This is a genomic window from Dolichospermum sp. LEGE 00240 (assembly GCF_015207875.1).
Lineage (GTDB): Bacteria > Cyanobacteriota > Cyanobacteriia > Cyanobacteriales > Nostocaceae > Dolichospermum > Dolichospermum gracile.
In genome coordinates, this window is the sequence record NZ_JADEVZ010000030.1 from 35,126 (window position 1) to 55,172 (window position 20,047).

Annotated in this window: 19 protein-coding genes; 9 read left to right on the plus strand and 10 right to left on the minus strand. The window is 39.2% G+C overall.

Features of this window, described 5'->3' with window-relative positions:
* Positions 1-318 precede the first annotated feature (318 nt).
* The 3 genes from IQ226_RS11995 to IQ226_RS12005 all read left to right on the plus strand — a co-directional run bounded on the left by IQ226_RS11995 (position 319) and on the right by IQ226_RS12005 (position 3,497).
* The gene (locus IQ226_RS11995; protein ID WP_193895647.1) at positions 319-1,521 is read left to right on the plus strand and encodes an ABC exporter membrane fusion protein; all 1,203 of its coding nucleotides are present in this window, start codon (positions 319-321) and stop codon (positions 1,519-1,521) included.
* A gap of 95 nt (positions 1,522-1,616) precedes the next feature.
* The gene (devC, locus tag IQ226_RS12000) at positions 1,617-2,792 is read left to right on the plus strand and encodes an ABC transporter permease DevC (protein WP_193895649.1); all 1,176 of its coding nucleotides are present in this window, start codon (positions 1,617-1,619) and stop codon (positions 2,790-2,792) included.
* Positions 2,793-2,798: 6 nt separating this feature from the next.
* On the plus strand, positions 2,799-3,497 hold the full coding sequence (locus IQ226_RS12005; RefSeq protein WP_193895651.1) for a DevA family ABC transporter ATP-binding protein: 699 nt from the start codon (positions 2,799-2,801) through the stop codon (positions 3,495-3,497).
* A gap of 21 nt (positions 3,498-3,518) precedes the next feature.
* Here the strand turns inward: IQ226_RS12005 and IQ226_RS12010 are convergent, their stop codons facing one another.
* Positions 3,519-4,475, minus strand: coding sequence for an SDR family NAD(P)-dependent oxidoreductase (locus tag IQ226_RS12010; protein ID WP_193895676.1), 957 nt, complete (start codon positions 4,473-4,475; stop codon positions 3,519-3,521).
* 836 nt (positions 4,476-5,311) lie between these two features.
* On the opposite strand from IQ226_RS12010, the gene IQ226_RS12015 reads away from it, so the two are divergent.
* A complete protein-coding gene (locus IQ226_RS12015; protein WP_193895652.1) occupies positions 5,312-7,297 on the plus strand; it encodes an AarF/ABC1/UbiB kinase family protein in 1,986 nt (661 codons plus the stop codon).
* A 153-nt stretch (positions 7,298-7,450) separates the two neighbouring features.
* Here the strand turns inward: IQ226_RS12015 and IQ226_RS12020 are convergent, their stop codons facing one another.
* The 4 genes from IQ226_RS12020 to IQ226_RS12035 all read right to left on the minus strand — a co-directional run bounded on the left by IQ226_RS12020 (position 7,451) and on the right by IQ226_RS12035 (position 10,018).
* Positions 7,451-7,738, minus strand: coding sequence for a hypothetical protein (locus IQ226_RS12020; protein ID WP_027402670.1), 288 nt, complete (start codon positions 7,736-7,738; stop codon positions 7,451-7,453).
* Between the two features lie 40 nt (positions 7,739-7,778).
* On the minus strand, positions 7,779-8,192 hold the full coding sequence (gene aroH / locus IQ226_RS12025) for a chorismate mutase (RefSeq protein ID WP_193895654.1): 414 nt from the start codon (positions 8,190-8,192) through the stop codon (positions 7,779-7,781).
* Positions 8,193-8,422: 230 nt separating this feature from the next.
* Positions 8,423-9,244: a signal peptide peptidase SppA gene (sppA, locus tag IQ226_RS12030; RefSeq protein WP_193895657.1), complete on the minus strand. Its 822-nt coding sequence runs from the start codon at positions 9,242-9,244 to the stop codon at positions 8,423-8,425.
* Positions 9,245-9,721: 477 nt separating this feature from the next.
* A complete protein-coding gene (locus IQ226_RS12035) occupies positions 9,722-10,018 on the minus strand; it encodes a hypothetical protein (RefSeq protein ID WP_193895659.1) in 297 nt (98 codons plus the stop codon).
* A 334-nt stretch (positions 10,019-10,352) separates the two neighbouring features.
* Here IQ226_RS12035 and IQ226_RS12040 point away from each other — a divergent pair, with 334 nt between their 5' ends.
* The 4 genes from IQ226_RS12040 (at position 10,353) to plsY (ending at position 13,741) form a co-directional block, all read left to right on the plus strand.
* Entirely contained in the window at positions 10,353-11,138 is a 786-nt protein-coding gene (locus IQ226_RS12040; RefSeq protein ID WP_193895661.1) for an MlaE family lipid ABC transporter permease subunit, read from the plus strand.
* A gap of 73 nt (positions 11,139-11,211) precedes the next feature.
* Positions 11,212-11,601: a DUF3119 family protein gene (locus IQ226_RS12045; RefSeq protein ID WP_193895663.1), complete on the plus strand. Its 390-nt coding sequence runs from the start codon at positions 11,212-11,214 to the stop codon at positions 11,599-11,601.
* A 68-nt stretch (positions 11,602-11,669) separates the two neighbouring features.
* Positions 11,670-12,890, plus strand: coding sequence for a DUF3086 domain-containing protein (locus IQ226_RS12050; RefSeq protein ID WP_193895665.1), 1,221 nt, complete (start codon positions 11,670-11,672; stop codon positions 12,888-12,890).
* A 170-nt stretch (positions 12,891-13,060) separates the two neighbouring features.
* Positions 13,061-13,741: a glycerol-3-phosphate 1-O-acyltransferase PlsY gene (gene plsY, locus IQ226_RS12055; RefSeq protein WP_193895667.1), complete on the plus strand. Its 681-nt coding sequence runs from the start codon at positions 13,061-13,063 to the stop codon at positions 13,739-13,741.
* A 347-nt stretch (positions 13,742-14,088) separates the two neighbouring features.
* Here plsY and IQ226_RS12060 read toward each other — a convergent pair whose 3' ends face one another.
* The gene (locus tag IQ226_RS12060) at positions 14,089-14,721 is read right to left on the minus strand and encodes a class I SAM-dependent methyltransferase (protein WP_193895669.1); all 633 of its coding nucleotides are present in this window, start codon (positions 14,719-14,721) and stop codon (positions 14,089-14,091) included.
* A 93-nt stretch (positions 14,722-14,814) separates the two neighbouring features.
* Between IQ226_RS12060 and hemH the strand changes: the two genes are divergently transcribed.
* Complete coding sequence (gene hemH / locus IQ226_RS12065; protein WP_193895671.1) at positions 14,815-15,981, plus strand: ferrochelatase; 1,167 nt, start codon at positions 14,815-14,817, stop codon at positions 15,979-15,981.
* Between the two features lie 90 nt (positions 15,982-16,071).
* On the opposite strand, the gene purB is transcribed toward hemH, so the two are convergent.
* The 4 genes from purB to rodA all read right to left on the minus strand — a co-directional run bounded on the left by purB (position 16,072) and on the right by rodA (position 19,993).
* Positions 16,072-17,367 carry an adenylosuccinate lyase gene (purB, locus tag IQ226_RS12070; RefSeq protein WP_193895678.1) on the minus strand — a complete coding sequence of 432 codons (1,296 nt, stop codon included), beginning with the start codon at positions 17,365-17,367 and terminating at the stop codon, positions 16,072-16,074.
* A gap of 67 nt (positions 17,368-17,434) precedes the next feature.
* Positions 17,435-18,091 (minus strand): hypothetical protein, encoded by a 657-nt coding sequence (locus tag IQ226_RS12075; protein WP_193895673.1) that lies wholly within the window; start codon positions 18,089-18,091, stop codon positions 17,435-17,437.
* Between the two features lie 257 nt (positions 18,092-18,348).
* Complete coding sequence (locus IQ226_RS12080; RefSeq protein ID WP_027402660.1) at positions 18,349-18,543, minus strand: NAD(P)H dehydrogenase subunit NdhS; 195 nt, start codon at positions 18,541-18,543, stop codon at positions 18,349-18,351.
* A 136-nt stretch (positions 18,544-18,679) separates the two neighbouring features.
* Positions 18,680-19,993 carry a rod shape-determining protein RodA gene (rodA, locus tag IQ226_RS12085; protein ID WP_193895680.1) on the minus strand — a complete coding sequence of 438 codons (1,314 nt, stop codon included), beginning with the start codon at positions 19,991-19,993 and terminating at the stop codon, positions 18,680-18,682.
* Positions 19,994-20,047 lie beyond the last annotated feature (54 nt).

Genomic DNA, 20,047 nt, shown 5'->3' on the forward strand with positions numbered 1-20,047 from the left:
TTAACGATTTTTGATTAATTCCGCGCTGAAGGGACGGGGAACTTATACCAAAAATTCCCAATCCAAAATCTAAAATCCAAAATCTAAAATTTTCCGATCAGTAACTAATTACCCATTACCTATCAAAATTTTAGCATTTAAATATTTTGTGTCATGGGTAATTAATCAACTGGGTAAATAATTTTTGGACAATAGTATTTTTTTGGATATTGCATTAGATATAAGGTGATCAAGAGATGTTATCAAGTGTAGCGACTTTTCTGATTCTTATTGAGAATCAGAAATACTGTCATATTTCCTAATTTAAAAGGCAGAATTATGGTACACAAGGAAAAGCACTCATTAATAAAACCTGTGAGTTTGTGGCCGATAATGTTAGCAAGTTCTGGAGTTATAGCTACTAGTGTAATATTTATCTATAGCCTTGCATATTTTCAGAAAAATTCTAAATCAACTTCTACAATATCTCCTAATGTCCCTATTTCTGCACCTACAATTACTGCTGTTGCTGCTTTAGGACGGTTAGAACCCCAAGGAGAAGTAATTCGTCTCTCCGCACCCAATTCTCAAACAGGGATAAGAGTTAATCAACTTTTGGTGAAAAAAGGAGACAAAATTCGTCAAGGACAAGTAGTAGCAATTCTTGATAGTTATATTCCTAATCTTGCAGCTTTAGAAAAAGCAAAAAGACAATTGGAAGTCAGTCAAGCCAATCTTCAGCAAGTAGAAGCAGGGGCGAAAGGAGGCGATATTTCGGCGCAAAAAGCGACAATTTCCCGTTTAGAAGCTGAATTACGGGGATCAATTTCTACCCAAAAAGCCACAATTGCTCGTTTAGAAGCTGAACTAAAAAATTCAGAAACCGAAAATAAACGATATCAGAAATTATATCAAGATGGTGCTATTTCTGCTGCTGATGCAGATACTAGAAAATTACGCAGGGATACTGTGCAGGAACAACTTAATGAAGCTAATGCTAATTTAAAAAGGACTGTAGAAACTTTGCAAAAACAGTTAAGTGAGTCTGAAGCTAGACTGAATAGTATTGCAGAAATTCGTCCTACAGATGTGAAACTAGCTCAAGCAAATGTGAAAAGTGCGATCGCATCTGTTCAACAAGCTCAAGCAGAGCTAGATTTAAGTTCTATTCGTTCACCTATTAATGGTCAAGTCCTCAAAATTAATACTTGGCCAGGAGAAATAATTGCCAATAAAGGAATATTAGAATTGGGACAAACTCAACAAATGTATGTGGTTGCAGAAGTTTACGAGACTGATATTAAAAAAGTTCGTCTAGGTCAATCAGTAACTATCACGGGTGAGGCTTTTACAGGAAAATTAAAAGGGACAGTTACAGATATTGGTTTACAAGTTGGTAGACAAAATATCTTTAATACTAATCCTGGTGCAGATACAGATAATAAAATAGTTGATGTGAAAATCCGCATTGATAATTTAGCAGATAATCAACGAGTTTCTAGTTTAACTAATTTACAAGTTCAGGTACTTATTCAAATATAAGTCTAAACTATGATTTTTCTGATTAATTTGATTGGGATGATTAATAAGGTGTATTTAAAAAATCGAATAGTTATATAGGCAATAGGAGGTAAAACATGATTTTAAATATACCTTTAGCTTGGCTACAATTGGTCAAGCAAAAAGTACGCTTTCTTGTCGCATTAGCTGGTATTGCTTTTATTTCTGTTTTGATGTTTATGCAAATTGGGTTTCAAGATGCTCTTTATGCTAGTGCGACTCAAGTACATAAACATCTGCGAGGTGATTTGTTTTTAGTTAGCTCCCAATATAAATCTTTGACTTCTACTCAAAGCTTTCCTCGCAGTCGTTTATATCAGATATTAGGTTTTAATGGGATTGCATCAGTTGAACCTTTATATGTCCAATTTGCTAAACTGAAAAATCCTCTCAATGGTCGCAAATATCCTATTTATGTCCTGGGATTTGATCCGGTTAAGTCCATCTTTCGATTACCCGAAATAGATCAAGATTTTCAATTGCTCAAAATTCCTGATCAAGTATTTTTTGACCGAGCCGCACGTCCAGAATTTGGACCAATTGCTGAATATTTTCAGAAAAATAAACCTATCAGTATGGAGATATTTAGTTATTTAGGAACAGTTGGTTACAAGGTTAAAGTTAGTGGTTTATTTACCCTTGGGCCTTCTTTTGGTGTGGATGGTAATTTAATAGTCAGTTCTTCTACTTTTTTTAGAATCTTTCCAGAACATAGATCAAATCAAGTAGATATAGGCTCAATTTATCTGCAACCTCATGTTAACCCACAAACAATTTTAGCAACCTTATCTGCTAATTTACCTGATGATGTCATAGTGATGACTCGCCAAGAATTTATTGATTTTGAAAAAAGCTATTGGACATTAAGAACACCGATTGGATTTGTGTTTAATTTGATGGTAACGATGGGTTTTGTTGTTGGTGTCATTGTTGTTTATCAAATTCTTTATAGTAATATATCAAGCCATTTTGTCCAATTTGCTACACTCAAGGCCATGGGATTTAGAAATAAATATCTTTTGAATGTTGTCTTTCAGCAAGCTGTAATTTTAGCTGTCTTGGGTTACATTCCCGGTTTTGCTATCTCTCTAGGACTATATGATATTGCCAAAGATGCAACTAAATTACCTATTGTGATGGATATAAATAAGGGTCTATTAGTATTTACCTCTGTAATTGTTATGTGCTTAACATCGGGTTTCTTTTCTACGAATAAATTACGTAAGGTAGATCCAGCAGAAATTTTTAATTAACCAATTATGCAATATTTACCTGCTGCTAATATTTTGGAAATTACCAAGCTTAATCATTACTTTGGTTATGGTAAATTACGGATTCAAACTTTGTTTGATATTAATTTGACGATCAAATCTGGAGAAATTGTGATTATGACTGGACCTTCTGGTTCAGGAAAAACTACTTTATTAACATTAATTGGTGGTTTGCGTTCTGTCCAAGAGGGAAGTTTAAAATTTAATGGACAAGAATTACTAAATGCTAGTAATGAAGAATTAGTTCAAATACGTAGGCAAATTGGTTATATTTTTCAAGCTCATAATTTACTAGATTTCTTAACTGCTATGCAAAATGTACAAATGTCTTTAGAATTGCAATCTAATATTTCTCAATGGGAATCTTATATTCAGTCTGAAGCTATGCTTAATGCTGTGAAATTGGGAGATAGAATTAATTATTATCCCTCTGATCTTTCTGGAGGACAGAAGCAACGAGTGGCGATCGCTCGCGCTTTAGTGAGTCATCCTAAGTTAGTATTGGCTGATGAACCTACGGCTGCTTTAGATAGTAAATCAGGACGAGATGTGGTTAATTTAATGCAGCAATTAGCCAAAGAACAAGATTGCTCAATTTTAATTGTTACCCATGATAACCGCATTTTAGATATTGCTGATAGAATTATCAACATGGAGGACGGTCATTTAATTCAACATGAGGTTTAGGGTGATCTCCCAGAGTTTTATTTAACCAAATTTACTAAAAAATAAAATCACTAACCAAGGTATTGTTAAATCAGGAATTAACCCAGCATAATTTCTCAAAAAAGGTATTCCCCTTGATAAAATAAACCTCAAAGAACGTAAAGATACAGGACGATTACCATTTTCATCTACCAATCCATATCTCTTGGCAATTTCAGCGACAATTTGGATTTTACCTGTATATTTGATAATATTAGGATCGGATGCTAAACTAGCGATCGCTCTCCCAGTGAATAATGGTGTTTCCCAATTGTAACCATCACCAAATGATAGAGATTTACCATCTTCTGAACTCTGTTCTTGAGCAAAACTGGTAATCTGTTCTGTACCGACAATCCCCGGATAAATAGCTAAAGAAGTCACATGATATTTTTTCAATTCTTTGGCCATATCTGCGGCTAATCTATCACAAGCACTTTTTCCCACACCATAGGGAACACTAAAAATATAAGACATTCCGCCCCAAGAAGAAATAGTAAAAATAATTCCCTCCTTCCGCTTTGTCATCATTCTAGCAGCATAAATACTAGCCACATAATGACTTCGTAAACCGACATGATTCGCAGCATCCCAAAAACTCGGTTCTAACTCCCAAAAAGCTTTACCAAAACCTTCTCTGATAGCTTGTACTCCTGCATAAACATTATTAACTAGAATATCCAATTTACCATTTTGTTCTCTCTCAATCTGGGCAAAAAGTTGGCGAATTTGCTCATCATCACTATGATCAACTTGCACAGAAATACAAACCCCACCAGCTTCGCTAACGGCGGTTTCAGTTTCTTGTAAACTCCCACCAAGACCGTCATTATTAGGTTCAAGAGTGCGTCCTGTAATATAGACTGTAGCACCAGCTTCACCTAATCCAATGGCAATTCCTTTGCCAATTCCTCTGGTAGCACCTGTGACTAATGCTATTTTTCCTTGCAGATGTTTAATCATTTTTTTATCAGGAAATTTGTATTTTTAGTATAGAATTATTATGTTAATATTTTCAATTATCTTACCTGGTGTTTCTCTTGAAGATCATGCTTGTGCATTATTAAAGAGTGATACTTGGTTTCTGCATGAACATCCTTAAATTTATTTAAACATATTTATTTTTATTGAAATACAAATAAGATGTGTTTGTTAATCAATACTTCGCAACGCTAACGCTTTTTGCAATTTGGCAAAGGTATTGGGCGTTGCTGATTAAGGGTATGAATTTTAGTCTCACGCAAAGGCGAGGCAGCGCGGTCTTGGGGGTTTCCCCCATGAGCGACTGCCGTAGCAAAGACGCACTGAGGTTTGAGTTTTAAAGTAGGACTTACGCACGCTCACTAATTTACCATGATATGAATGAACGAAATTGCGTCGTTTTCGGCTTTGGGAATAACTTATTGAGTAGGGTGCGTCAGATAGAGGGAATCTGTTTTTTTGTCAAAATATCGTGTCTGACGCACCCTACAAGGGATAAAATTTACCTCACATATTTGGGGAATCTTGTCAATGCGTAAATCCTATAAAGATTCAATTTGGGAATTTCATACCTCAATTCAGCAACGCCAGGTATTGTTGTTGAAGAAAAATTCACCGAATCGTAGATGTGATGGGGTTCTTAAACCCGGTTATTCATCCACCACTCGCACAAAGTTCATTCTGACTCGGTGACTCGGTGACTCCTGACTCGGTGACTCGGTGACTCCTGACTCCCATTAATTTTTAAACATATTCCGAAAAGACAAGATATTGTTACAATATTTAACAACGTTGATTTAACTGGTGGCTTCTTCATGATGGTTAAGACACTTCCCCCTAGTTCTCGAACAAGTCAGGAGGACAGTCGCGGAGGCGAATTGTCCGTGATTGAGGTAGTAGCAGAACAAAGTACACAGACCGTAGTAATCAAATCGGCGCAGGCTTCTCAACAGCCAAGGCACAGAGTGAGGAAGGGATCTGAACCGGAGTCAGTGCTGTATGATCCTGTGGAAATAGCAGCACAGTATAGTGGGCGATTCCTGCAAGTTGTCCGGCGGATTCTGACAGTTTTAAAACCAATTCTGGCCTTTGTCTTTGGGTTATGGTGGGATAAGCAATGGAGAATTTTGGTTAAAAATGAACGTCGTCGCGCTGTTCAACTCAGAGAGTTATTAACAAAGTTAGGACCAGCTTACATTAAAATTGGTCAAGCTTTGTCCACTAGACCAGATTTAGTCCCACCAATTTACTTGGAAGAATTAACTAGACTTCAAGATCAATTACCAGCTTTTCCTAATGAAATAGCTTACCAATTTATTCAAGAAGAATTGGGAGCAGTACCGTCAGAAATTTATGCAGAATTGTCGTCACAACCGATTGCGGCGGCTTCCTTGGGACAAGTATATAAAGGCAGATTGAAAACTGGGGAAGAAGTAGCGATTAAAGTCCAACGTCCAGATTTACGGGAACGAATTACGATAGATTTGTATATTTTACGGAAACTGGCTGCTTGGGTACAGCGGAATGTCAAGCGGGTACGTAGTGATTTAGTCGGAATTTTGGATGAATTAGGCGATCGCATTTTTGAAGAAATGGACTATATTCATGAAGGCGAAAATGCAGAACGCTTTTTTGAATTATATGGTCACATGAAGGATATTTATGTACCAAAAATTTACTGGGAATACACCAACCGTCGCGTTTTAACGATGGAGTGGATTAACGGCATCAAATTAACTCAACCCGAAAAAATCGCCGCTTTAGGAATCAATGCCCGGTATTTAATTGAAGTTGGAGTCCAATGTTCTTTGCGTCAATTATTAGAACATGGATTTTTCCACGCTGACCCCCACCCAGGTAACTTGTTAGCAACAATGGATGGTAAACTAGCTTATCTCGATTTTGGCATGATGAGCGAAGTGAAACCAGCCCAACGTTATGGTTTAATTGAAGCAATTGTCCACGTCGTTAATCGAGAATTTGATAGTTTAGCAAAAGACTATGTAAAGTTAGAATTCCTCACTCCCGAAACAGACCTAACTCCCATTATTCCTGCTTTTGCCAAGGTATTTGCTAACGCCCAAGGTGCAAGTGTCGCCGATTTGAATATTAAAAGCATCACCGATGATTTATCGGCTTTAATGTATGAATATCCTTTCCGTGTTCCCCCATATTACGCCTTAATTATTCGTTCGCTTGTGACTTTGGAAGGAATTGCAATTTATATAGATCCCGATTTCAAAGTTCTCAGTGAAGCCTATCCTTATGTTGCTAAAAGGCTGTTAACAGATCCCGCAAACGAGTTAAGAACATCATTACAAGAATTACTGTTTAAAGATGGGAAATTTCGCTGGAATCGTTTAGAAAACCTGTTAAAAAATGCCCGCAGTAACCAAGAATATGATCTGAACTTGGTCGTTAATCAAGGAGTAGAATTTCTTTCCTCTGACCGAGGTGCATTTATTCGTGATAGATTAGTTGATGAATTTTTCAACAGTATAGATGCTGTCAGTAAAAATGCCTTACACAACTTCACTTATGTACTTCGAGAAAAGGTAGGAATTACCGCAGTTCATCAAATTCCTTCAGCCTCAGTTGAACAACAACAAACCTTAGAATATATTAAACGCATTGCGGGAATTTTACGAGACACTAAAGGCTTTGATGCCACAAAATTTGCTCCTCAATTAGCCCAAATCATTGTTAATCCAGGAGTCCAACTTTTAAGTCAACAAATTGCCACTCGCGTCACCCAGAAAGCTGTAACTCGCGTCATTCGGGACTTATTAGCATCTGAATAATGTCCAAACTGTCTAAACTGTGATTTTTTTGATTTAGATGATTGAGATGATTAATTAATCAGAAAAATCAAATTAATCATACAAATCAAATTAATCACATAAATCATAGTTTAGACGATGATTAATTAATCACACAAATCATAGTTCACACAATCAAATATTTGTTCCTAAACTCTGAGCGTAAATCACCTCAATATTGCTACCAAAATCCAATTTATCCAAGGATTCTGTGAAAAACACAAAACCCTTATACGCAGTCACATACTTATATATTTTCGTAAAATAACCTTCACTGGTGACAATGACAAGCGGCTCTTCACCTTTGGCAAGAATATCCAAAAAAGCATCTAACTTTACACATACACCAGTACCCTGATGAGTGAAAATACTCCCACCAATAGTAGCAGGTTGAGCAGCCGCGTCACCACTGTAATAGCTCATGAATGCGCTAACTTTTACTTATGTTATTGACCAGCTAATTTTAAACTTTCGTCTCCACTACCTGCTGTGAAGCTTGTAACGTTTGGGGTAAACTCCAATCGGGACGCAATTTAGCAGCGTGACGTAAATAAACGTGGTGAATTGGCGTAGAAGTTGGTAAATTAGCGTGAATGAGAAAGCGAATACAGCGTGGTAAACTTCCTTCAACGTGCATTTGTTGGACATCTAACATAGCTACACTATCCCACAAAGGACGACTGCGGGCGATCGCTGCTGGAAAAATAGCATCCAAATCCTTGGTCACAGAAAAAGTCACACTAATCATATCCTCCGGTTGGAGTTTATTTCTCTGCTCCAATTCATCTAATAATTCTGTTACTGAATCTCGAATTGCTTCGACACTATTTTCTGCAACAGTTGTTGCACCCCGAATTGCTCGCATTTGCCATTCCACTACCAAAATCCTCCTTTTGTCAGTTGTAATAATTCTTCCCTGTTACCTGTTCCCTGTCACCTGTCACCTGTCACCTATCACCTGTCACCTGTCACCTGTCACCTGTCACCTGTCACCTGTCACCTGTCACCTGTCACCTGTCACCTGTCCCCGTGGCGTAGCACCTGTCACCTGTTACCTGTTCCCTGTCACCTGTCACCTGTCACCTGTCACCTGTTCCCTATGACTTTCTATGGACGATATAACCACATGGGTAAACCATTGGTAGACATTTCAAATTCTAGCCAATCAATTCCCCCACCAATAACCGATTTAGCTTGACGACCTCCTGGTAGAACACGACTCAAAAATGGTTTCCGTTCTTCTAGCGTATAGCAAAGAGTTTTCTCAGGATCAAGTCCTACTAACTCCGCTGTCCATCGTCTTGCATCCTCTTCTGTTCCTAAGCGGTCTACAACACCTAATTCTAAGGCTTGCTGTCCGGTAAAAATTCGGCCGTCAGCGAAACTTCTGACCTTCTCTACAGTCAATGAACGAGCCTCAGCAACCGTTTCCACAAATTGTTGATAGCTGCAATCAATCAAGTCTTGCAGAATAGTTTGTTCCGGTTCTGTTAATTCCCGATCAAAAGCTAATATGTCTTTGTACGGTCCTGACTTAATGACCTGAAAGGAAACACCAATTTTTTCCAATAGCACCTCTAGATTATTCCCTCGCAGAATCACCCCAATACTGCCTGTAATCGTGCCAGGATTCGCCATGATATGTTCTGCCCCCATACCAATATAAACGCCTCCAGAAGCGGAAATATTCCCAAAACTAGCAACAATCTTGATTTTTTTGGCTAATCTCTTCAGGGCACTGTAGATTTCTTGAGAATCACCCACTGTACCCCCAGGACTATCAATGCGTAGCAGTAAGGCGGGAAATTTACCTTCCTCTACGGTTTTTAATGCTTCTAGAACGTGCCTACGAGTTGCACCAGCGATCGCACCGCTAACTTCAATCCGTGCAATTTGTTTCCGAAAGTTGGGCTTAAATGGCCAAATCATGGGCAATCAAATAACTTTTTAATCTTTTGAATATCTTTAATATAGAACGCCCAGTGTGAAGCTAACGGGTTTTGCCTATAATCCAATTGGGAAAAGTCCCAAAGACAAGGGGAGGAATTTTACTTCTCACCCCTGACTCGGTAACTCTTGCTATATCACCCCAATCATTATTAAAAATCTTAAGGAAATTTTTAGATTTTATATGTAGTTTTATTTGGTATTTTTAAGGAATAGGAACCAAATATTGAAAAATATTAGCTTTCACCACAAATATACCCATCTCAAACTTACTGTGTTGTACCACTGCACTACACAAAAATTTGGGAAAATAACGACCTTAACAAATAGAAATTTCCAGCACAGAGCCAATAGCCTCTAGTAAAAATAGAAATACTCAGCTATGGATCGCAATTATTAAGATTACTTGTTGTGGGATTCCTTAAAATCACCAACATGGCTTAAATGCTTTGGCAACATTCAAGAATCAGTATGAAGAATTTGATAACGATAATGAACATAGATATCAAACAGCGCCCCAACAAAGCCGCAAGTTAAACCAATTGTCAATAGACCGTTGAGGGAACTACCGCTGCCGAAAGTAGCGAGAAAATGCAGAATTTGCATAGAGACATCGGAAATTATCCTTTGTAGACCAGGCACATAGCCAAAAAGTGATAAAACCAACAACAAACCACCAACGAGGAAGACAGGGACAAAAAAACTAAAAATGGTGGTAAGCACTAAAGATCGGAAAAAATTACCAAATATAGTCATGAATCAAACCAGGATAGTGGGTAACTTGAGAGATAATCGAAAAATTATCTGCCAACTTCTACAATACTGGCGATCGCTCCCAAACATTCATTTCGTCAAGAATCTTAAGTTTTCATTAAATTGCACTGGTAATAGTTACCCCAAGTGTGTCGGGTATTTTTGAGATTTAAAACCTGTACAACCCTGAAAAAATCAGGACTTACATCTCAGTGTCCAGTTGACTAGAAGTAAAAACACTGTAAAAACTCGCTCAATTTTATGAGACTAGCCGTAAACTAAGTTAATAATTTGCATATTGTCTAGTGTTAATTCTATCCCCCACCACCAGTGACCAATGGCCAAATCCAGTATAGCAACATGGAGTCAGCGCTTGCTGGCTGCAACCTTTTTAGGTGGACAAGTCATAGTTCACCTCCTTCAAGGTAAAATTCACCGTCGTAACACCTTAGAACAGTTGGCAATAGTAGGACCAGACTCCTTCTTCATTGCCCTATTAACAGCCATATTCGTGGGTGCAGTATTCACAATTCAGGTAGCACGGGAATTCATCAACTTCGGGGCAGGAAACCTCGTTGGGGGCGTATTAGCAGTAGCATTAACCAGAGAACTTAGCCCCGTATTGACAGCAGTAGTTTTAGCCGGACGGGTGGGTTCAGCTTTCGCAGCAGAAATCGGCACAATGAAAGTTACAGAACAAATAGATGCTCTGTTAATGTTAAAAACAGATCCTATTGATTATCTAGTCATTCCCCGACTTCTGGCTTGCTTCATCATGCTGCCTGTCTTAACTTTGCTATCCTTAATCACAGGAATGTCTGGAGGATTGCTTATAGCCACCCGCATTTACAACCTATCCGATACAGTATTTCTAGACTCAGCCCGCGACTTTCTTGACATTTGGGATATTGGTAGCGCCATGATTAAAGCCTGTTGCTTTGGTGTATTAATTGCCATTATCGGCTGTAGCTGGGGCTTAACTACCACAGGCGGTGCTAAGGGCGTGGGACAATCAACTACAACTGCTGTTGTCACTGCCCTATTAATTATATTTATTAGCAACTTCTTTTTATCTTGGGTCATGTTCCAAGGCCCCGGTAGTGGATTATCGCCAGGAAAGTGATTTATAGGCAAAAGGTAAGAGGCAAAATAGAGTAATTAAAAATTACGAATTATAGAAACAGGAGAAAAAGATTTTGCATAGTTCATTCACACCTAACATCATATCAACAGTAGAACTCAAGCCAAGTTACAATATTCCTATTGTTTTAGTCTTGGTCGCCATTCCCGTTCTCTTAGTACAACCTTGGCTGGGGGGAATATTAACGCTATTGGGTTTGTTTTTGATGTTGCAAGCTGTAACACTGCGCTTTCAATTTACCGCTACTGACTTTGATCTTTATAGAGGCGAAAAATTAATTAGGCGTTTTCCTTACCAAGAATGGCAAAATTGGCGAATATTCTGGAATCCGGTTCCCATTTTGTTCTATTTTAAAGAAGTGAACAGCATCCACTTTCTGCCAATTTTATTTGACCCCAAAACCTTAAAATCTTGCCTAGAAGAACGTTGTCCACGCATTGATTAGATATTCTAGTCAATTGGATATTTCAAGAAAGATATTTTTTGTATCATGGAAAATTTATATAGTTGTTTATGAACCCAGAAGAATCTCCAACTCCAGAACCCATAAATGAGTGGTTAGAACAAATAGAAGCGCAACTCCCCACAAATGAACTACCAGAAAAACCATCTACCGATTTACAGTTAGAAACTCAAGTATCTGGTGAATTGGGAACGTCAACAACAACAGCAACAACAGAACTAGAAGCAGAAGATTCACTACATATACAAGCAGAACAAAGATTAGCCCAACTACAGCAAAAGTCATCAGAACTTAGCGCAGAAATTGCTGAATTGGAAACTACTTATGCCAACCTGCGGACGCAAATTGGTGTAACTCAAACCGCACTCTCGCAAATTGTTCAAGACTCATTATCACAGTTAGAACAACGCAAACAAGCCTTACAAATTTCTGTCGAACAACTCGAACGTCGTCAGGAACGAATTCGTAATGAAATGCGGACAACCTTTGCCGGCACATCTCAAGATATAGCAATTCGGGTACAAGGTTTTAAAGACTATCTCACAGGCAGTTTACAGGATTTGGCATCAGCAGCAGAACAAATGCAGCTTGTACAACCTGTGCGGGAACGGGAAAAGCCAGCACCGAAAGAAGATAAAGCTGTGCAAGAACAAATGGCTAACGCCACGCTATCGCTATCAGAAATGCCGCAACTTGGTCAACAGCAGTTTCAGGACACTACTAAAAAAATCCGCCGCTTACTTGACCAATACCGCAACCAACCAGATTATTATGGACCACCTTGGCAGTTACGCCGCACCTTTGAACCAATTCATGCAGAAAAAATCTCAAATTGGTTATTTACCCTTGGTGGACGGGGTGCTTTGCGGACAATGGGTAGCCGATTACAGAATATTCTCATTGCTTCATCGGCAATTTCTATATTACATCAATTATATGGCGATGCCTCCGGCGAGCGAAGCTATCCCGTGCGAACCCTAATTTTAGCAAATACTCCAGAACGTTTAGGCGAATGGCGACGCGGTTTACAAGATTGTTTAGGTATCGGTCGTCCCGATTTTGGACCAGACAGAGGAGTGGTATTATTTGAAGCACCGACAGCTTTAGCCCAAAAAGCCGAGAGATTAGTTAAAGCTAACCAAATGCCTTTAATTATCATTGATGATTCTGAGGAACAAATTAGTTTAGCGTTACTACAATTCCCTCTCTGGTTAGCTTTTGCCCCTGACCCAAAAACCATGAAAGATAGAGATTTTGATGATGATTTTTAATTGGTAATTGGTAATTGGTAATTGGTAATTGGTAATTGGTAATTGGTAATTGGTAATTGGTCATTGGTCATTGGTCATTGGTCATTGGTCATTGGTAAAACAACTGACAACTGACAACTAACAACTAACAACTGACAACTAACAACTGACAACTAACAACTGACAAATTTATGTTTCTTTGGTTAAGTTTGTGTGGAGTGGTAGTTTTATTAGCTTACCTATGCGGTTCTTTTCCAACTGGATATCTAGCAGGTAAGCTATTAAAAGGAATTGATATTCGGGAAGTTGGTTCTGGTTCAACAGGTGCAACTAATGTTTTGAGAACCTTGGGTAAAGTTCCAGGGGCATTTGTGTTATTAATTGATGCTTTAAAAGGAGTTTTAGCCATAAATTTAGGTTGTGCCTTATTTAACATTGCTTATAGTCAAAACTTAATTCCATCAACTGTAAATCCCGAAATTTGGCAACCTTATTTAGTTACATTAGTTGGTTTAGCCGCCCTTTTAGGACATAGTAAATCAATATTTCTTGGCTTCACTGGTGGTAAATCTGTGGCTAGTGGTGTGGGAATTTTACTAGCTATAAATTGGCAGGTGGGATTATCAACATTAGGAGTATTTGCAGTAGTCATTGCCATTTCTAGAATTGTATCTTTAAGTTCTATTTCTGGGGCTGTGGCTGTTTCCATTTTTATGGTAATTTTCCACCAACCGTTAGCCTACATTCTTCTTGGTATTACTGGCGGTTTATATGTAATTATCCGTCACCGCACCAATATTGAGCGATTAATTGCGGGTACAGAACCAAAAATTGGCCAAAAAGTAGAAACACAAACAGAACAAATTACTTAGGGTTTGCTGATAGCGTAGCGTGGCGTAAGCCATAAAAGTTGTCTGAGAGGGCTAGGAGTCAGGAGTCACCGAGTCAGGAGGAAGAATTAGAAGAAGAGAAGAATAGTATTAAATCTGGTAAAGTGATGGGTTTTTGCTAATTTCAACCCTTATTCCTTGCACTTCTTTCACCTTTTTTACCTTCAAACTCTTGATATATCTCAGTTCTAGGTTTATTCAGCAAGCCCTACTTAGAACCTTTTCCTGGTTTCCCAATAGTCGGTTTAAACCGACTTTAGCTTTTAGACAGGGAATTAATTCCCTGTCTGACTGCTGACTGCTGACTGCTGACTGCTGACTGCTGACTCCTATTCAACAATTTTTCTTGCCTGAATTACCTGCAAACTTCCACCCGCATATAAACTAGGTTTAGCCACATCAAAACCAAAATCTCGTAACAAACCAGGTAAATCCGTTTTCAACAATTCCCAAGCCGTCTGGGTTTCAAACAACCAGAAAAATACCGCCAACCCCGGCCAAAATATCGGATTTGTTGGGGGGTGAAAATCCACCAAAGTGAAAACTCCTCCCGGTTTTAATACCCGATAAACCTCTTTAATGATTTTGCGGAGTTGTTCTGACTGCATTTCGTGTAAGGCTGCGCTAGTATGTACCACATCAAACAAATTATCTGCAAACGGCATATCCTCAGCAAATGCTTTTACATAAGTAGCATTTGGCACATTTTTCTGACATCGTTTGATAGATAATGGAGAAGCATCCAAGCCGGTGACATTTTCCGAAAAATTTACTAAAAATCTGGTTACTTGACCACTACCACAGCATAAATCTAAAATCTGAGTATCTGATTGTAGGTTTAAATGTTGTAAAGCCAGTCGACGAAACCGAGGTTCACCACCCACAGTCACAGCCGCTAACCGGGATATACCATCATATAGCCATTGGTATCTATAACTTAAATCTCTAAAAATTGTTGCCATTGTATTTTTCCTGCCGATAAAGCTTTATATTTAATAAAGATATATTGTTAACATTAGTGAAAAATCTGTAAGGATTGGGGGAAAGTAACTGCTATGGGTCGTATAGGGGTATTATTACTTAATCTCGGTGGTCCTGATAAACTAGACGATGTAGGACCTTTTTTGTATAATCTGTTTTCAGATCCCGAAATTATCCGTTTACCGTTTCGCTGGATGCAAAAACCTTTGGCTTGGTTTATTGCTACACGCCGAGAAAAAACATCTCAAGAAAATTATAAGCAAATTGGCGGCGGTTCTCCCTTACGAAGGATTACAGAGGAACAAGGAGAAGCTATCAAGGCCAAGTTAGGTGAATTAGGACAAGAAGCTAATATCTATGTGGGAATGCGTTATTGGCATCCTTATACAGAGGAAGCGATCGCCCAACTTACCCAAGATAACATTGATAAGTTAGTAATTCTCCCACTTTACCCCCAATTTTCCATCAGCACCAGCGGTTCTAGTTTCCGGTTATTAGAACAACTATGGAAAGAAAACCCCAAACTCCAAAGTCTTGAATATACCGTCATTGCCTCTTGGTACAAAGAACCAGGTTATCTACAAGCAATGGCAGAACTCATAATTGGCGAAATTGATAAGTTTCCACATCCTGATCACGTGCATATATTCTTCAGCGCACATGGTGTACCTAAAAGTTATGTAGAGGAAGCAGGAGATCCCTACCAAGTAGAAATTGAGGAATGCACAACCTTAATTATGCAAACTCTCAATCGTCCCAATCCCCACACCCTCGCCTATCAAAGTCGTGTTGGTCCGGTAGAATGGCTACAACCCTACACAGAAGATGCACTGAACGAACTCGGCGCTAAAGGTGTGAAAGATTTGGTAGTTGTCCCCATTAGTTTTGTTTCTGAACACATCGAAACACTGCAAGAAATTGACATTGAATATCGAGAAATAGCTGAACAAGCAGGAATACACAACTTCGGACGAGTTCCTGCCCCCAACACCAATCCAGTTTTTATCAAAGCTCTATGCGACCTGATAGTTGATGTCCTGCAACAACCTAATCTCAAACTCTCTCAAGTTACCCAAATGAAAAAAAGGGTGAAAATGTATCCCCAAGAACGGTGGGAATGGGGAATCACTACCAGCGCAGAAGTTTGGAATGGTCGGATAGCCATGCTAGGTTTTATTGGGTTGATTATTGAATTAATCACTGGTAAAGGCTTACTGCACGTTATCGGACTTTTACATTAGTTGTGGTGATTGGTAATGAATGGGTCATGGGTCATGGGTAATAATTATTTCCGTTTAAAACCCCCAATCACCAATTCCCCAATTCCAGTTCTAAATACCCAATCGTTGATAAACCTGTTCTAAATGCTTGAGATGATGTTGTGGATCAAAACAGGCTTCTATTTCTGCTGGGGATAAGTTTTGAGTGACGCGAGGATCTGTGCTGATTAAATCACGGAAGTTGCCTTCTGGTTTGTTCCAGGCAGTATGGGCGCTTTCTTGGACTATAGTATAGGCTGCTTCTCGATTTAGTCCTTTATCTATTAAGGTTAATAATACCCTTTGACTAAAGACGACTCCACCATAACAGTTAAGATTTCGTGCCATGTTTTCGGGATAAACCAACAGGTTATTTACCAATTGGGTGATTTCATGCAGCATGAAATGAGTCAAAATGCAAGCATCTGGTAAAACTACTCGTTCTACAGAACTATGGGAAATGTCCCGTTCGTGCCACAAAGCGACGTTTTCTAATACTGCCCCTGCATGACTTCTTACTAATCGTGCCATCCCTGTTAATCGTTCCGAACGGATGGGATTACGCTTGTGAGGCATAGCACTAGAGCCTTTTTGCCCTTTGGCGAAAAATTCTTCAACTTCTAAAACGTCTGTTTTTTGCAGGTTACGAATTTCTACAGCAAAACGTTCTATGGATGCAGCCAGTAATGCTAACTGTTGCACAAAGTCTGCATGAATATCACGGGAAATTACCTGAGTAGAGGCAATATCGGGTTTAAGTCCGAGTTTTGCACAAGCGATCGCTTCTACACGGGGTTCAATGTTGGCGTAAGTCCCCACAGCACCGGATATTTTACCGACAGCGATCGTTTTTTTGAGAATTTGCAACCGTTCTTGGTGTCGCAACACTTCCGCTAACCAACCAGCTAACTTAAAGCCAAAGGTAATCGGTTCAGCGTGAATACCATGCGATCGCCCAATCATTACCGTATGGCGATGGGCAGTAGCTTTTTTACGAATAGCATCAATGACATCTTCTAGGCGTTTTAACAACAGATCCAGACTAGCAACTAATTGTAGCGATAAAGCAGTATCCAAAACATCAGAACTAGTTAAACCCAAGTGAATATAGCGTCCTGCATCACCTACATATTCATTAACATTTGTCAAGAAAGCAATCACATCATGACGAACTTCTGCCTCAATTTCCAGCACCCGTTTCGGGTCAAAATTCGCCTTAGCCTTAATTTCCTCTACTGCTGCTGCTGGAATATAACCCAGTTCTGCCTGTGCTTCGCAAACTGCGATCTCTACATCTAGCCAGGTTTTCAGCTTATAGGTTTCACTCCACAAATCGCCCATTTCGGGCAAGGTATAACGCTCAATCACATTCACAGCATCTAATACAACTGTCATATTTTACATTAGACATCTCCAAAATAGTAATACTCTATGGTTAAGGGTGAATTTGGCTCAAAATAAACCGCAACCGATCATAATCATCTTTGAGTAACATACTCAGATGTCTTCCAGCTTTAATCAACCATTCTCTATCAGTTTTTCGTAACTGGTATACTCCTCGAATAGCGGCGGCAGCTAAAGAATCTACAGGCGCACCACTAATAAAAAGTAATGTTCGTAAAAAATCTAGTTCTTCCGTAAACTGAATAATTTCTTCTGCCTGACAATGATTAACAGCCTGGTGGATTTGTGGTGGACGGGGTGGTAAGTATTGATATACCCTGCCATTATTACCTATATTTATAGACTTTTCCTTAAATCCCACAATCGCCGCTCGAAATTCAGTTTTGAGCATAGAAAATATCTGGGGTTGTTCCTCACGCAAAGCTTCTAAAGATAATCCTAGTGCAACCGCCCGATGTACAGAATCAATGGGCATAGTTGTGGCATGATAAACTACAGCATAAACTTGATTACCCGATTCTTCGTCCACAGCGCAAACCCAACTCCCAAAAGCTGGCATTGGTGGAAAACTCAAGTCTTCTGGTTCTAAACACTGAGCCAAAAATTCCGTACTTGTCGTTTCAATTATCTCTGCAAAGTGATGAGGATGGCGATTTTCAATAGCAAACTGTGGTAAAGGTAGACGCATAAGCAGTTAACGAACAGGGAATAGGGAATAGGGAACAGGGAACAGGGAACAGGGAACAGGGAATAGGGAATAGGGAATAGGGAATAGGGAATAGGGAATAGGGAACAGGGAACAGGGAACAGGGAACAGCAAAATCATTGTGTAATTAATTCTGTCGCATTACTTATAGGAATTGCAGAATTTTTTTAAAATTGCCATTAGTCAATAGTCTTAGTAAATAACTAATAACTACTGACTAATGACTAAAGACTAAATTACTATTTCCCTTTTTTCGGAACTGTAGTTTCAACAGGTTCTAATTCTGTTAAGCGGAAAGTAATTATTTTATCCCAATTACCACCTTCAAATAATACAGCTACTTTACCATCACTCACTCGTTGGACAAGTCCTTCAGACCGATAATATGTATCTGCGGGATTTTTGACGCGAACAGTTGCTCCAGGCAGGATCATCTTACTTACCTTCAATAGTTTCCTATTAATAGCTTAATGCTTATTAGGGAATAGGGAATAGGGAATAGGGAACAGGGAAATATTTATTATCTTCTTGCCTTATTTTTACTGTCACCTGTCACCTGTCACCTATTCCCTAATAATACTTTTGGCGTTGACGATAATTAGCCACAGATTCTACTATACCGATCGCAATAAAGTTAGTCAGCATCGCCGAACGTCCATAACTCATCCAAGGTAGGGGAATCCCCGCCACCGGTGCCAAACCAACTGTCATCCCCACGTTCACAATCAGTTGAAACACAATCATAGACAAAACACCAATAGCTAAAAGTGAACCAAAGTTATCTTTGGCTGTTCGAGCTACGTGGAGTAAACGAAAGCAAATCAAGCAAAAAACTGATAGTAAAATTAAGCACCCCACCAGACCAAATTCTTCAGCAACAGCGGAGAAAATAAAATCTGTGTGTTGTTCAGGAACAAAATTGAGTTGAGTCATGGGACCTTTAAACAAACCCCAACCCCAAACTTCACCGGCGCCAATAGCAATGCGAGATTGAATCAGGTGATAACCAGCGCCAAGAGGATCATGTTCAGGGTTAATAAATACACTAAGTCGGTTTTTTTGATACTCCTTTAAGATATGATTCCAGGCAAAAATGCCTAATTCGCCACCAAGCAGATTAAGACATAATGATCCAATAGCACCAATACTAAACCGCTTCCAGGGCAGACTAACCCAACCAACTATCCCCATCGCTACTGCCCATATTAAACCCAATATGCTCAATGATATGTCTTTAGATAAAACTATGGGTGTTAACATTGGCCAAGATATACTAAACAAGATTGCTGCTATGACCGGAGAAATCATCAGTATTAACCAGCCGGGGTTAGCGTTTGCCCAGTACAGCATTCCTAAAAATATTGCCCCAAATACCAGTGATGTTGCCAAGTCTGGCTGTAAAAATACCAATGCCCAAGGTACAGCCGTAATTGCCAAGACACGGAAAACACTCTCAAGCGTAGAAGCAGTCTGCCTATGTAACAATGCAGCCAAGGTAATGATTAAGCCTACTTTAGCAAATTCTGAGGGTTGGACATTAAAACCAGCAATACTAATCCAACGCTGTGCGCCTTTGGCACTAGTACCAGCGAGCATCACAGCTATTAAACTAAAGTTGGTCAGCCCGTAGGTGAACCAATGCCACTGCATTAAGTTTTCATAACGGCAACGAGCTAAAAATAAGGCAATAGTTGAACCAATCGCCGCTATCAGCCAGTGCCACCACCAGTCTGTTACAGGTTGCTTTAATTCTGTACTCAGAATCATCAGCCCCCCGAACATACTAACAGCAACGGGGAGAAGAAATAGTAGCCCATCCATTTGTTGCCAGGGTTTAAGCCAGGATTGCCAACCCATTTTTGGGAACGAAGGTTTTAATAACATTGTGTGAGGAGGAAGTTGGGCAGGGGAGTAGGGCTGTCTGTTATACACATCTGA